At 37.7% G+C, this 14,962-nt stretch carries 10 protein-coding genes; 8 read left to right on the forward strand and 2 right to left on the reverse strand.

Annotated elements, in window-relative coordinates:
• Window positions 1–19: 19 nt before the first annotated feature.
• Entirely contained in the window at window positions 20–655 is a 636-nt protein-coding gene (locus EHQ70_RS02515) for a hypothetical protein (RefSeq protein WP_135583370.1), read from the forward strand.
• 46 nt (window positions 656–701) lie between these two features.
• Here the strand turns inward: EHQ70_RS02515 and EHQ70_RS02520 are convergent, their stop codons facing one another.
• Window positions 702–1,673, reverse strand: coding sequence for an LEA/WHy family protein (locus EHQ70_RS02520; protein ID WP_135583371.1), 972 nt, complete (start codon window positions 1,671–1,673; stop codon window positions 702–704).
• 31 nt (window positions 1,674–1,704) lie between these two features.
• Complete coding sequence (locus EHQ70_RS02525) at window positions 1,705–2,475, reverse strand: exodeoxyribonuclease III (protein WP_135583372.1); 771 nt, start codon at window positions 2,473–2,475, stop codon at window positions 1,705–1,707.
• A gap of 50 nt (window positions 2,476–2,525) precedes the next feature.
• On the opposite strand from EHQ70_RS02525, the gene EHQ70_RS02530 reads away from it, so the two are divergent.
• From EHQ70_RS02530 to EHQ70_RS02560, 7 genes are all read left to right on the forward strand, one after another.
• The gene (locus tag EHQ70_RS02530) at window positions 2,526–5,267 is read left to right on the forward strand and encodes an adenylate/guanylate cyclase domain-containing protein (RefSeq protein WP_135583373.1); all 2,742 of its coding nucleotides are present in this window, start codon (window positions 2,526–2,528) and stop codon (window positions 5,265–5,267) included.
• A 5-nt stretch (window positions 5,268–5,272) separates the two neighbouring features.
• Window positions 5,273–7,396, forward strand: coding sequence for a FecR domain-containing protein (locus tag EHQ70_RS02535; protein WP_135583374.1), 2,124 nt, complete (start codon window positions 5,273–5,275; stop codon window positions 7,394–7,396).
• Window positions 7,386–8,567, forward strand: a complete 1,182-nt coding sequence (locus EHQ70_RS02540) for an LIC11435 family protein (RefSeq protein ID WP_135583375.1) — start codon at window positions 7,386–7,388, stop codon at window positions 8,565–8,567. Before EHQ70_RS02535 ends, EHQ70_RS02540 begins: the two co-directional genes overlap by 11 nt.
• A 43-nt stretch (window positions 8,568–8,610) precedes the next feature.
• Window positions 8,611–9,903: a histidinol dehydrogenase gene (gene hisD, locus EHQ70_RS02545; RefSeq protein ID WP_135583376.1), complete on the forward strand. Its 1,293-nt coding sequence runs from the start codon at window positions 8,611–8,613 to the stop codon at window positions 9,901–9,903.
• Window positions 9,900–10,754 carry a pantoate--beta-alanine ligase gene (gene panC, locus EHQ70_RS02550; protein WP_135583377.1) on the forward strand — a complete coding sequence of 285 codons (855 nt, stop codon included), beginning with the start codon at window positions 9,900–9,902 and terminating at the stop codon, window positions 10,752–10,754. The genes hisD and panC overlap by 4 nt, the downstream gene beginning before the upstream one ends.
• Before the next feature lie 6 nt (window positions 10,755–10,760).
• Window positions 10,761–14,183, forward strand: a complete 3,423-nt coding sequence (gene mfd / locus EHQ70_RS02555) for a transcription-repair coupling factor (RefSeq protein WP_135583378.1) — start codon at window positions 10,761–10,763, stop codon at window positions 14,181–14,183.
• Window positions 14,184–14,284: 101 nt separating this feature from the next.
• Window positions 14,285–14,956: a lipoprotein LipL31 gene (locus EHQ70_RS02560; protein WP_135583379.1), complete on the forward strand. Its 672-nt coding sequence runs from the start codon at window positions 14,285–14,287 to the stop codon at window positions 14,954–14,956.
• The last annotated feature ends 6 nt before the right edge of the window (window positions 14,957–14,962 follow it).

Consider the following 14,962-nt stretch of genomic DNA (forward strand, 5'->3'; position numbering starts at 1 on the left):
GCCAAAAACTGATGTCGAAATGAAATTTTTGCATTTGTTTTTATCGGCTGTATCAGTTTCCGTTTTCTTATTTTGCCAGTCTACTTCCCAAACCAAAACAAGTGCCGTTCCTGATGCCGAGCAGGAAGTCAAACAACAGAAAGACGTACTTCCGCCACCCGGTGGTGAAGGTGAAATCATTTTAAACGAACTGGGTGAGGAAGTGCAAAACCATTCGGGAGAGTTTCCTTTTTTCCAAAAAAAGAGCGATTTACCAACAGAACTTTTTCGAGTTTATATAGCCTCTGATTCTTATATGGTACGCCAAATTCGTCATACGGATAAGATCCGCAGAAAACCAGATCCAGGTGGAGATGAACTTTCTAAGGAAGAAATGAAGAAGTTTGATCTTCTTAGTTTTGTGGATGATGGAATGATCACCATTGGACTCAATACAATCACAGGAAAACTGGAATCCATTGCTTTTGATCGCCGTGTTCCAAGGATCAATGATGTGGCAAAGATCATTCAAAATGATGCTTCCCGTTTCAATTATGAACATTCCTCAAAAGATGGAACACCCATCATCACAAAGTTTTTAATCAGTTATCAAATTCGCCTATATCCGGGTAAAACCAGAGACGAAATCAAACAGATGTTACAAAAGAAAAAGTAAACCGAAAGTTTTCGGTTTACTTTTTTTACTTATTTATCCTTTTCGATTACCACTTAAAGTTTCCCTGTTTTTCATATTGAAAGGGAATGGTTTCTGCTATCAAAGGAACTTTTAGCCCAGAATTACCCTTTAAATCAAATTGTGCTGATTTGGATTGGATGGTTTTATACAAGGAAGAACTAATCGAAGTTATGGGAAACTTTGTTGCCACTTTGACTGTCGAAGTTTTTCCGGAATTGATGATTTCTTTTGGGGTTCCGTTTAAGAACTTTTCCCCACCTAGATTTAAATCATAGTTAAGGTTTGTTAGGTTTAAGTTGGAAGCTGCTTGGTTTGCAAAAACAAAATCAAACTCAGTATTCAAATCTAAATTAAGCCCCGAAAGTCCAGCTTTGGCAGCAGAAGTTGCTGTTTGTTTGGATCCACCAAGGAGTCCTTTTAGAAAACCAGTAGCAGTATCCGCCAAGGCGCCAGTATTGGAAGCACTAAGAATATCAGCTTCTGTAGGCATTAAAATTTTAAAATTTTGAATTTCGACATTGGGAAGGACGGCAGGGATTTCCTTTTTTTTCACAAAGGGAAAACTAAGAGAATCTTTTCCTAGAAGCTGCCATTGTTTTGGGATGGGAACTTTCATATTTCCTTCGGCACTAACTTCCAACACTGGTTTGTCTGGAAATTTTTTATAAAGATTGAGTAAATCTGTATATTTCAGTTTCACTTCTAATGGAAGTTGTTTGGTTTTTCTTCCTTCGATGGCACCAAGGTCTGTTTTGATTTGAGAGAGTTTTAATCCTTCAATTTTTATATCCATATCGAGTAAGGAACTTGGAATCGAAACTGGGTAAGGATTTTCCACTGAGGTGACTACGTTTAAAGTAATGTCTGTAAAGGTGATACTTTTGATTGATAGAGAATCAAATTCAAAAGCAGGCAATGGAATTTTATCCTGGATCACACCAAGAACAGAACATTGAAGGCTTAAGAGAGAAAGGATGAGTGGGAAAACCAATTTCATCCCAGAAATCTCTCCTGGAATGATTGCTTTGTCAAGTGAATTGGATTTTCATCACTACGGGAGCGTGGTCTGAAAGCACAGGTTCTTTCGCAATAGACACCGATTCAATTTTGTATTTAGGAGATTTTGTAATGAAAAAGTAATCAATCCTCCAACCCTTATTATTTTTCCGAGCTTGGAAGCGATAGGTCCACCACGAATAGTCATCTTTGGTTTCAGGTTGTACGACTCTGTAACAATCTAAAAATCCAGAATCCAATAACTTGGAAACCCAAGCTCTTTCCTCAGGAAGGAAACCTGAACTCTTTTGGTTTCCTTTGGGATTGTGGATGTCTAAATCCGTATGGGCAATGTTGACATCCCCACAGACAATCAGCGGTTTTTTCTTCTTGGTATAAGGCAAAGCTTGTTCAAAAAAGGAATCTAAAAATTGATATTTTACCTTTTGTCTTTCTTCGCCGCTGGTTCCAGAGGGAAAATAGAGATTCCATAGAAAAAAGTCAGGATATTCCGCAAGCAAAGACCTTCCTTCGCTCAAATAGATTCCATCTCCAAATCCTACAGCCACAGATTTTGGTTTGGGTTTTGTAAGGATAGCAGTTCCGCTATAACCCGGTTTGTCAGCAATACAAGTATGAACACTATATCCTAAATTTCTAAATTCTTCTCTGTCAATTTCAGCAATCGGGGCCTTCGTTTCTTGGAAACAAATAATGTCAGGATTTTCGTGACGTATAAATTCGAGTAAACCTTTGCTCAAACTGGAGCGAATTCCGTTGCAATTTAACGTAATGATTTTCATCTAGAATTGAGATCGATTGTATGGTGAAATAAGTCGATACTAAAACTGGCATGATAGAAATTTCCGCAGAAATTCCGTTCCTCCGAACGTCCAAACTCAGCTTTCTACTCTGGGATGAATCTCCTGGTAGTTTAGAAACATGGGATTGGAACGAGGGGATTACTATATTCTTTCAAACTCGGCGTGCCGGCGAACTGGAATTCCGATTTGGACCTCCGCTTTGGGGGATTCCCGCTGATACCAATCGTATTGAGTTTCCTTTTGTCTCCATCCATAATATTCCCACAAACAAATATTTGGCTTCCGAATTATCAAAGTTAGGGGAAGGTAAAACGATTTATGTTTTGATCCCTAGAGGATTAGAATTAGAAGCTCGTTCTGTTTTTGCTCGTTTGGAATACCTTTGGGATGATAAAATTTCACCCGATCGAATCACTCATAAATTTGGACTTACCGGAAAAACAAGTTCTGTTCCAGAAGTCACCGTAGTAAAATTAAATGGCAAAAAAAATGTCACCACACATCCACCTTTAGAGATTGTTGGAAAGTTTGGTAAAAAAAGAGAAAGTGTTCTCGTATCTGCCAATGGCCTTGGATATGATTCTATTGATGAAACTTCTGATCAAAGTTATGTAGAGAGAGAAGAAATATCTCCAGAGGATGAATCACCGAACCATCCCTATGACCTAATTGAATCTTCTTTTTCAGAAGAAGAAACTAAGGGGGACGAACCTCCTAAAACAGAAACGCTCGCAGAAACAGAAAAAGAAGAATCCAAAGAACTTCCCGAAGAGGTTGTGTTAGACGGATCCTCCAATACCAAGTTTTCTCTCCAATTAAAAATGATGGGAGTCATTAGTTTTCTTTTTGCTCTGTCGGTTGGTGTGATTATCTTTTTTGCTTCCTTTTATTTTAAAAGATCCATTGAACTTCAGTTACGTGCAAATAATATCCGAATTGCAGAAATCATTGGCTCCAAAGTTAAATCTGATATTTTAGGGGTTGTGGAAAAGGGTAGGCAAATTGCCATCACTCTTACAACCCAAGGTCTTCCTGAATCCGAAAGAAGATTACTCATCAAAACTTTTTTTCAAAATGACCAAGAGTTTATCTACTTAGGGATTTTTGAACGGAAAGAAAATACCCTCACTATGAAACGAGAGGTGTTTAACGAAGAGGAACTTAAAAAAAGTTCTGTTACTGAAGAAGATTTCCATAATGTTGTCAACCGCAACCGAGATGCCCTTGCCGAAGCGTTTAATGGACAAGCCGTACTTTTAAATTCAAGTCCAGGTTTCCAAGAACCATCTTTTGCCATCGCCATTCCTACGGCCGAAAACGGTGAACTGGACAATGCACTTGTGATGATTGTTAAGTTAAACAAAATCATCGGCGCATTTTCGAAAAAAGGAATTGAGACAACCTTTATGGTGAATGGAAATGGGATCGCCCTGGCTCACCCGAAAGAGGACTTAATCCTTGCAGCTACTGATCTCGCTTCTATGCCCATCGTGAAATCGATGTTAACCAATGCTTCCAATACGGGACAGATGAGTTATTTGGACGAAGAACTTGGTGGATCTTACCTAGGATCTTTTCAAAAGATTGGATTTGCTGATGCAGGAGTTGTTACCATTGTATCAGAAGAAAAGGCATTTGCAGATGTTTATAAAAGTCAAAAGACAAATCTTTATATAGCTGGGATTGGACTTTGTTCTGCCCTGATCTTTGTATTTTTCTTTTCAAAAACTATTACAAAACCAGTGTTACAACTTCTATCAGCCACTTTAGAAATTGCAAAGGGTAATTTTAAAATTGGAATCAAACCTACAACACAAGATGAGGTTGGCCTTCTCACCAAATACTTCATTGATATGGGACAAGGTTTGGAAGAAAGAGAAAAGGTAAAAAACATTCTGGGTAGTATGATTGATCCTGTTGTGGTGCAAGAAGCAATGGTTGATCTTGCAGCATTAAAACGAGGATCGGAAACTCATATCACTGCCTTCTTTTCTGACGTAGCCAGTTTTTCTACCATTTCTGAACAGTTAAAGTCCGCCGATCTTGCTGCTTTGTTAAATGAATACCTATCTGCAATGACCATCCTTCTGAAAAAACATGATGGAGTTTTGGATAAATACATTGGTGATGCCATTGTTGGAATTTTTAACGCACCCGTGCCAGTATCTGATCATGAATTGAAAGCAGCTCGTGCCAGTGTAGATATGGTGATGAAATTAGCCGAACTACGCGAGTATTGGACAACCAATAATCTTTATTCGAAAGAAGCACAAATGATGGATGCTCGGATCGGATTAAATTCAGGACCAGCTAAGGTTGGTTTTATGGGAACAGATGCCCTTGCTTCTTATACTATGATGGGAGATACAGTAAACCTTGCTGCCCGATTGGAAGCCGCAGGTAAAGACTATGGGGTAAACATTCTCATCACAGATCCTATTCGTGATTCCATCCAAGAAGAAATGGTCACTCGGTATTTGGATCTTGTTCGTGTGAAAGGTAAAAATGAACCAGTTAAAATTCACGAATTGATTGGTTATCGTTCCTTACTCACACCCAACCAACTAGAAGCGGCAGAAATTTACGAATCCGGATTTAATGCTTATTTGAATCGGGATTGGGATAAAGCGATCCAACTTTTTATCAATTCAGAAAAAGCTAAAGGCCAAAAAGATAAATCCAGTCGCATGTTAATAGAACGTTGCGAAGAATACCGACTAAACCCTCCTGATTCTAGTTGGGATGGTGTGTTTACGAGGACACATAAATAAATTTTATGAGATGGTTAAACGATACAAGATTTGTAGTTTCTTCTTTGGTTCTACTCATTCTTGTATTCTCATACCTTCTTTATCGAAATTTAAACAATCGGTTTTATGATACCACTAGCCCTACGATAGGCGTAATTACATTCAAAAACAAAACGGTTCTTCGCAAATACAATGATGCTGTTGTTTGGGATTTAATAGAATCCAAAACGGAGGTTAAAAATAGAGATACCATTCGTACTGAAGGTTTATCTGACGCAATACTTACGTTAAATGACGGAACAAAAATCAATATATCTGAAAACTCAATGATCCTTTTGGACATATCTGATAAAAATATTAATATCAATTTTGCCTATGGATCATTTGAAGCTGCTCGCGAAGGAACGGTGTCTGGTGACATCAAAATGAATATTACGGCAGGGGACAAAACTGTCCAGGTTGCCAGTGGCGATGTAAAACTTGATAAAACTAAGTCAGAACTAAATATAAAAGTGGATCAAGGGGAAGCAAAACTCACATCTAACGGAAAAGAAGAAACAATTGCCAAAGACCAAATCGCCAATGTAACGGAATCTGGAGTGAAAGTTGGGAAACCTGTTTATCGATTGGTAACTCCAGAGGATAGGAAGAATTTGTTGTCCGAGTCTGGGTCCGAAAAAATTCAATTTGCCATTTCTGGTTGGAAACCTGATTCCGCTAAACAAACAAATGCATTCATTGAAATTTCTTTATTCCCTGATTTTTCAAAATCATTCATTAAAGAAAAGTTAACTACAGCAAGTATTTCTAAAAAATTAAATTCTGGTTCTTATTACTGGCGTGTGTCCTATGAAGATCCAAATACTAAATCAAAAATTACTACAGAAGTATTCCAATTTAGAATCCTAAGTGATCCTGGTCTAAAAATTCTCAGTCCAAAACCAAACGAAGTTTTTACATATACAACAGAAAGTCCAGTGGTTCGGTTTGTTTGGAATCCTTTAGATTTGTATTCTTCGTATACCATTCAAATTGCTAAGGAAACCAATTTTTCGGATACTGTTATTTCCAAACAAACACAAAACCAATCCTTGGCTTTTGATTCATTAAAGGAAGGAAATTATTTTGCTAGAATCCAAGCAAAATCGAATCTTCCAGGAATACCGGAAAAAACTTCGGCTGTTGTGAGTTTTCAAATTTTGAAAAAAACAAACACAACTCCTCCTGAATTATTAGAACCTAATCGGGGTAAAACCTTTTCAGAAGAACAAATAAAATCACAACTTTTCTTTTCTTGGAAAGATGACAAAGACTTTAGCAATTATGAATGGGAGTTGAGTTCTGATCCTAATTTTCAATCAAAACTAAGATCCGAATCTACGAAGAATAATTTTCTAAAACTGACTGGTGGACTTGGTTTAGGAACTTATTTTTGGAGAGTGAAAGGGGTTGTTCCTTCCGGAAATTCACTGGAATCAAAATCGAATACTTTTACTGTTATTGCCAAAGAGGAATTGGAACTTGTAGCACCAGCCAATGGAGCGGAGGTCGAAGTAGATGAACGTTCTACTATTTTGCTCAAATGGAAAAAACTAACAGGCAAAACAAATTACGAAATAGAGATTTCCCGGGATTCTAATTTTCAGCCGCCTGTTACGAAAGAATCTGTAACGGGAAATTATTTTGAATTTAAGTCAAAAGATTTAGGAAAGTTCTTTTGGAGAGTACGTCCCGCAGGTTCTGAATCTGATACAAGTGCCACCCGTAGTTTCCAAATGATTTCTAACATGGAACCACCGACTCTTTCCACTCCGACAAGAAATGAAACCATCGATTTGTTTACGCGAAATTCCATTGTTTTTACTTGGAAACCGGTAGATAAAGTTTCTGGATATAAAATTCGTTTGATAGATATTTCTGGTATCAGAGAAAAACAAATCCTAAATGAGAGGGTTAATTCCACCAAACTACAGTTTGGCGAAATTATGAAACTAAACGTTGGTAGATTCCGATGGGAAGTAGCAGCATTATACAAACAATCGGATGGAACCGAACGAGAATCTGCATACAACAAACAGGATTTTTTTATTTCTGTACCTGAGCTGAAAGTTCCAAAGATCCTTACACCAGGGAAGATATATGTGGAATAAGTTTTTAACATTTTCAATTTTATTTTTCTTTTTTATACCCTCAATTTTTTCCCAAAATACAGGGGATGAGTCTACCCAATACCAATTGCGTTGGATGGATGTAGATGGAGCCACTGGCTATGTTTTGGAAATCAAAAATTCCAGTGGTTATCTTGTGCTTTCGGAACGAGTAAGCGGAACAAGTTATGACTTAGTGAATTATACTTCTGGAATTTACGAACATCGTGTTGCTGTTGTCAACAAACTGGGAAAAGTGGGAAGTTATTCGGATTGGGTGAAGTTTGAAGTAGTTGTTTCAAAAGTGCCAACACTCACCAAGGATTCAGTATATTCTGTTTCCAAAGAAGAAAAGGAAAAAGTATTTTTACTTGAGGGTAAAGATTTTATTTATCCCATGAAAGTTTATATGGTGACCGGTGGGAAAAGAATCCTCGCAAAGAAAGTCATCATTGAATCAGATTCTGTAGCAAAAGCAACTTTTGCTGTTGATGCGGATACAGACACAGGGATTTATGATTTAGTTTTAGAAAATCCTCGAAATAAAGTGCTCACTGCAAAACAAAGAGTCGTTTTGTCTGATTCCAAAGAAAAGGCTGCCATTTTTGCCGCAAGGCAAGAACGAATTGTTAAAAAAGAAATTCCTGAAGACTATTATGAGACTCCTTATTTTTCCACGCTTTGGCGTTCTACGGTGATACCAGGTTGGGGCCAAAAATACATTGATGGAAAAAATTGGAAACTTTATGTGTATCCTTTTGTTGCGGTATCTGCTGTAGCAGTGTATGCCAATTCTTATAATAAATTTATCTCTGCTCGTTCGGATTATCAATCGGCAGTTCTTTTAGGTGTTGTACTTGCCGACAGGCAAGATGCACAAATTTTATGGTTAGCGAATCGAACCAATGCAGAAGCAAAATTTAATTCCGCTAAGACTGAGTTAGGTGTGATCCAAGCCGGAGCCGGGGTTCTCGGTGTTTTTTTGCTCTATAATATTGTTGATTCGTACTTTTCTGCCAAACGTAATGTAGCGAACATAGAACCTGGGTTTCCATTAGGTGAATCAACAAAACGGATTCAAGCAAATGTTACTTCCGAAGCAGGTTGGAACCAATCAAAATTTGCCTATGAATACGGGTCACGTTACCAAATCGAATTCTCCTCACGTTTCTGACAAAAAGCTTGTTTAGGGAAGGACTTCCCTCCAAGCTGATTTTATGCCGATTCCTATTCTAGTTTGCGACAAAAACGAAAGTAAAACCTTTGATCGTTTTCTTTCTGGTGCGAAAGAAGACCTTAGTTCTGCCACAGAAAAAGTCCTTCCGATTTTAGAAGCTGTAAGAACCAAAGGGGACAAAGCACTTATCGAATTTACGGAAAAGTTTGACGGCATCAAACTTAGTTCTGTCACTTTAGATCCAAATTCCATCCAAACCAATTTGGATCCAAAAATCAAAGAATCCTTCCTTCGAGCTAAGGCAAACATTGAGGCTTTCCATGAAGCACAAAAAAGAGAGTCCTGGTCACGAACCATTGACGGGAATCGGTTAGGTGTTAAATACACTGCAATTCCTTCACTTTCCGTTTATGCACCAGGTGGTAAGGCATTGTATCCTTCGAGTGTTCTTATGGGAGTGATTCCCGCAAAAATTGCCGGAGTCAAAAATATCCAACTCATCACTCCGCCGCAAAAAGATGGGCTTCCTGAAATTCTCATCTGGCTTTGTCAAATTTTAGGAGTGAATCGAATCGTCACTGTTGGTGGTGCCCAAGGGATCGCTGCTGCAGCTTATGGAACAGAAAGTATTCCTAAATCGGAATTTATTGTAGGGCCAGGAAACTCTTACGTAGCTGCCGCCAAATCGTATTTAGCTGGTTGTGGTCTAATTGGGATCGATAGCCCAGCAGGACCAAGCGAGGTTTGTATCATTGCCGATTCGTCCGCCAATCCGAAATGGATCGCCTGCGATATGTTATCACAAGCGGAACATGGAGAAGATTCCTCTGCTATTTTACTCACAACAGAAGAAGAGTTTGCAAACAAAGTAAGAGAGGAATTGGAAAGAGCATTTGTCGAGCGCCCGAAACGTTTGGAAATGAAAAAAAATTCTATCTATAAAAATTCGGCGATATTGGTATTTAAAAGTTTAGAAGACTGTATTTGGTTCTCCAATGAATTAGCACCGGAACATTTAGAAATCCAAACAAAAGACAACGAATCCGTATTTTCCAAAATCGAACATGCCGGTAGTGTTTTTATTGGCCCATATTCTCCTGTTGCCATGGGAGATTATATTACTGGAACTAATCATATTCTTCCAACCGCCAGAGGAAGTAGAATTTATTCTTCGTTAGGTGTAGATACTTTTCTCAAACGAGTTACATTCCAAGAAGTCACAAAAGAGTCTTTAGAAAATTTATATCCTTTTGTTAAGCTTATGTCTGAATTAGAAGGTTTGGATGAGGAACATGGAACAAGTGTGAAGGTTCGGACTGAGGATTCTTTATGATTGTAGTATCCGATATCCTTGAATTAAAAAAACAAATTGGAGATTGGAAACGAGCAAACCTTTCGATTGGGTTTTGTCCTACTATGGGAAGTTTACACCAAGGACATATGGACTTGGTAGAGGTTTCCAAAAAACAAACAGACAAAACAATCGTATCCATTTTTGTAAATCCCACACAATTTAACGATCCAAAAGATTTCGAAAACTATCCAATTCATACGGAAACAGATCTAAAGTTATGCGAAGAGAAAGGAGTGGATTTGGTATTTTTACCGGATGTCAAAACCATGTATCCGGAAACAAAAACTCCCATTTTTTTAACTATTCCTGAATTACAAAAACATCTATGTGGTCGCACGAGGCCTGGCCATTTCGAAGGTGTTTTACAAATTGTTTCTAAACTTTTCCATTTAACAGAGCCAACTAAAGCTTTTTTTGGGCTGAAAGACTACCAACAGTTCCGAGTGATTTCGGCTATGGTGGAAAATTTGAATTTTCCCCTAGAGATGATAGGTGTGCCTACTAGACGAGAAGAAGACGGACTTGCCATGAGTTCCAGAAATGTTCGTCTCTCTACTAAAGAAAGAGAGACAGCTAGTTTGATTCCAAGAATGTTTGCTCTTGCAAAAAAGACAATCCTTGGAGGAGAAAAGGATATCCAACTGTTAAAAGAAATCCTTAGGGACTTTTTACTGACTGGAGTTTCTGTTCGTATTGATTATTTAGAAGTAGTCGATCCAATCGATCTAAATCCCAAAGAAACATTATCTGGTGAGGTATTACTGGCGTTAGCTGTTTTTGTTGGTGAGGTACGTCTCATTGATAATCAAATCATTACAATTCCTAATTAAACATTCATGACAAGAGAAATAGAAGACAGAAAATTTAGTCCCAAACAAGTACTCGCTGATTCCAAATCAACACTAGTCAATTTAAGTGGAATACCGGAATCGGCTCATTCTTTTGTAGTCGGATCTTTGTATGAAACACTTAGTTCTGATTCTACATTTTTGATAGTTCTTCCCACAAACCAAGATGCAGAAAGTTTTTCCCGTGAACTTTTGAGTTTTTTACCACAGGAAGAAATTTTCTATTTTCCAGGCCCTGAAAACATTCCTTATGAATATACTAAATGGCAAATGGAATGGAAAAGGGATAGAATTCTTACTATCAATCGCATTTTGTCAGCGAATCGATGTTTGGTGGTGACTTCTGTTTCTGCTCTTTTGCGAAAACTTCCCGTAAAGGATAGCCTAAAAGGAAAATCAATTTCTTTAAAATTAGGAAAAGATTTTCCTTTAGATAAATTATTATCCGAACTTGTGCATTTAGGTTACCATAGAGAAGAGGTTTGTGAACAATTTGGCCATTTTAGTTTGAAGGGTGGAATTCTTGATATTTACACTCCCTATTTGGCAAATCCTGTTCGGATTGATTTTTTTGGGGATACTGTTGATGAAATTCGAACCTTCGATCCCAATACACAAAAATCCATCGCAAAAATAGAAGAAATTATCATAACTGCCGCTAATGAAACTATTGTTAGCCGAGAGGAAAAAACTAAATACAAAGAAGAATTAGAATTACATTCGGATAGACGACTTCCGATTGATTCAGAATTGGAAATCATAGAAGAACATTTACCTTTGGTTCGTAAACATGAAGGATTCCTTAATTTTTTTACTAAAAAACCAGTGGTCATTTATCCTAGATTTTTTGATACCAAGGAACGTGCTTATGGAATGGAGAGAGAATACAACACCCTCTATGAGAAAAAGAAAGAAGAAACACTGTGTTTAAAACCAGAGGATTTGATTTCTTTTGGGGAAGAATGGAATACTCTTATCTCTGATGAAACACCTGGAATTCGTTTTTCTCTTTTGCCTGATAACCAGAGAAATTATTCTTATGAGCCTATAACAGAGGTTCGGGGATTTCGCGGTAAAATTCGTGAAGCCAAGGAACATTTTTTAGAATTACTTTCCGAAGACCCAAAAAACAAAATTTTTATCACATCTTCCTTCTCTGCTCAAATGATGCGATTAAAGGGATTGTTTTCCGAAAATGAAATCGAAACAATTCATTCCGACTCAGAAGATCCAACAACACTTCCTTTAAATTCAGTGAGTCCAGGAATTCATCTGGTGATTTCTGACCTCAAACGTGGGTTCCATGTATTAGAGGACAATGTTTATATTTTTACTGATAACGATTTATTCGGTCGTCAGTACAAAAGAAAAACTCGTTATAAAAAACAAGCCTCACAGATGATCGAATCTTTTATTGATTTGAAAGAAGGTGATTATGTTGTTCATGTCAATCATGGTGTAGGCCGATTTGTTAAAATTGAAAGAACAAAGGCTGATGGAAAGGAAAGAGATTTTTTAAAATTAGAATATGCTGGTGGGGATAGTTTATTTGTCCCTTTGGATCAGATTTCGCTTGTTCAAAAATACATTGGAGGGACTGATTCTCCGAAACTAGACACACTGGGAAAAAATTCTTGGAAAAAGGCAAAGGATCGCGTTCAAGAATCCGTTGATAAACTTGCCGAAGAACTAGTGTTACTCTACTCAAATCGTCTAAAACTAAATGGATTTGCCTTTCCAACGGACACCATTTGGCAGGAGGAATTTGAAGCTGCCTTTGAATTTGAAGAAACCCCAGATCAAATTTCAGCGATTGAAGCAGTCAAACAAGATTTAGAATCATCAAGACCCATGGACCGATTGGTTTGTGGAGATGTTGGTTATGGGAAAACAGAGGTTGCCATTCGCGCGGCTTTCAAAGTGATTATGGCAGGGAAACAAGTGATGTTACTCACACCCACAACCATTCTTTCCTTACAACATTTTAATACATTCAAACAGCGATATGAGAATTATCCGGTAAAAATTGCATTTGTTTCAAGGTTTCGTACAGCGGCAGAGATTCGTGAAGATTTAAAGAATTTTACCGATGGCAAAATTGATATGTTGATTGGAACCCATGCGATTCTTTCATCCAAGGTGAAACCAAAAAACCTAGGTTTACTGATTATTGACGAGGAACAAAAGTTTGGTGTCACTCACAAAGAGGCTATTAAAAAGTTTAAAAATCTTGTTGATGTTTTAACTCTTACCGCAACCCCGATTCCAAGAACTTTACATATGGCACTTACTGGAATTCGTGAACTTTCGATCATTTCCACTCCGCCTAAAAACAGACAAAGTGTAGAAACTTATGTATTAGAAGAAGACGATACTCTCATCCAAGAGGCCATTCGTAAAGAAATTCAAAGAGATGGACAAGTATTTTATCTCTATAATCGAGTGGAATCGATTGAAGAAGAAACGGCTTATATTCGATCCCTTGTTCCAGAAGTGTCTGTTGGAATTCTCCATGGACAATTGACGGAAGATGAAATTGAAGAAACGCTCGTTGATTTTTATGAACGGAAATATGATATTTTAGTTACTACCACAATCATTGAATCGGGAATTGATATGCCAAATGTCAATACTCTCATTGTGAAACGTGCGGATATGTTTGGGCTCTCTCAACTCTATCAAATTCGTGGACGGGTTGGTCGATCTGATAGAAAGGCATATGCTTATATGTTTTATCCTTCTAAAAAACTGATGACGGAACTTGCCGAAAAAAGGTTAAACACGATTTTCGAATATCAAGAGTTAGGTTCTGGTTTTAAAGTGGCTATGCGCGACTTAGAAATCCGAGGGGCAGGAAATCTTCTCGGCAAAGAACAATCTGGTGATATCATGGAAGTGGGATTTGATCTTTATGTCAAAATGTTGGAAGAAGCCATTTCTCGTATCAAAGGGGAAGAGGTGAGGGTGGAAGTTCGTACGGCGGTAAATCTAAAAACCAATTTTTATCTTCCTGATGACTACATTCCAGATACTAAACAAAAAATCGAATTTTACAAACGTTTCGAAGGATCTGCGAATTTGGACGAAATTGAGGAACTTTCTTTGGAGATGGAAGACCGGTTTGGTGAGCTCCCTCAGATTGCCAAAACCTTTGTGGAATTAGAGAAAATCCGCACTTTGGCCTCCAATTTAGGTTTCGAATTTGTAACCGAAAAACCAGAGGAAATTCTTTTCAAATGCGGAACTTATTTCCGAGGAAATCCTGACCGAGTGATCCAGGCGATGGTTAAATTTAAAGGTCTGATTATCTCCCCACAAGAGCCATCTGTATTGCGTTATACGATTCCGGAAAGGGAGGATTTGCAGAAAATCAAAAAACTGCTTTCTCTTCTGGAATTTTTGGCCGCCTAGTTTTTAAGCAGGTGGAATCAAGCTGGTTCACCCAAAAAAAGATAGACATTGCGGGAATTCACGAAACCATCATCACAAATCCTTTCAGGCACTAAAATAATATGACTAAAATCCTTCCTTTGTTTGTTTTTTTGGCATCCCTTTTCCTCGTTCAGTGTTCGGACTCTTCTCCGGTCATCGAAACTTTGGATAACCATAAAATTACCGTAAAAGACTTTGAAGCAGCTTACGATACGGCTCTTGATTCTATCAGCCGATTACAAAATATCGAAAAAAAGACTCTTTTAGAATTCATTGAAAAAGACATCAACGAAGTTCCACAAAACTTCCAAGATTTGAACTACCAACTCCAAAAGAAAAATTTCTACCAAACATATCGCCAAATGATTATGACTCGTCTTGTCGCTGAGAAAAACGGTTATATTTCTCGTCCCGATGTAGCTGAAGTAATCAAACAAGTTGAAATGCAAACCATTGCTCAAATGTATGTATCAGAACAAGTGGAGAAAAAAATCCAAATCACTGATGAACAAGCAAAAGCAGAATGTGAGAAACTTCGTGGTATGGATAGAAATATTGCAAACCTAACGATTGATAAATGCCTTACTTTTGCAAAAGCCCAAATCAAACAATTACAAACTAGAGAACAACTTCCTCTTGTTGTAGAAAGAATCAAAGAAGAAGTAACTATCAAACGTAATGATAAATTTGACTTGGATGCATACCTTGCTCCAAAGAAAAAAGTGGAAGAACCAGCTGACGAGAAAAAATAAGTCGGA

The organism is Leptospira congkakensis (assembly GCF_004770265.1).
Classification (GTDB): domain Bacteria; phylum Spirochaetota; class Leptospiria; order Leptospirales; family Leptospiraceae; genus Leptospira_A; species Leptospira_A congkakensis.

Excerpts from the sequence above, each read along its gene's own strand:
- EHQ70_RS02515 (WP_135583370.1), top strand. The coding sequence starts at position 20 with ATGAAATTTTTGCATTTGTTTTTATCGGCTGTATCAGTTTCCGTTTTC.
- EHQ70_RS02520 (WP_135583371.1), bottom strand. The coding sequence starts at position 1,673 with ATGAAATTGGTTTTCCCACTCATCCTTTCTCTCTTAAGCCTTCAATGT.
- EHQ70_RS02525 (WP_135583372.1), bottom strand. The coding sequence starts at position 2,475 with ATGAAAATCATTACGTTAAATTGCAACGGAATTCGCTCCAGTTTGAGC.
- EHQ70_RS02530 (WP_135583373.1), top strand. The coding sequence starts at position 2,526 with ATGATAGAAATTTCCGCAGAAATTCCGTTCCTCCGAACGTCCAAACTC.
- EHQ70_RS02535 (WP_135583374.1), top strand. The coding sequence starts at position 5,273 with ATGAGATGGTTAAACGATACAAGATTTGTAGTTTCTTCTTTGGTTCTA.
- EHQ70_RS02540 (WP_135583375.1), top strand. The coding sequence starts at position 7,386 with ATGTGGAATAAGTTTTTAACATTTTCAATTTTATTTTTCTTTTTTATA.
- hisD (WP_135583376.1), top strand. The coding sequence starts at position 8,611 with ATGCCGATTCCTATTCTAGTTTGCGACAAAAACGAAAGTAAAACCTTT.
- panC (WP_135583377.1), top strand. The coding sequence starts at position 9,900 with ATGATTGTAGTATCCGATATCCTTGAATTAAAAAAACAAATTGGAGAT.
- mfd (WP_135583378.1), top strand. The coding sequence starts at position 10,761 with ATGACAAGAGAAATAGAAGACAGAAAATTTAGTCCCAAACAAGTACTC.
- EHQ70_RS02560 (WP_135583379.1), top strand. The coding sequence starts at position 14,285 with ATGACTAAAATCCTTCCTTTGTTTGTTTTTTTGGCATCCCTTTTCCTC.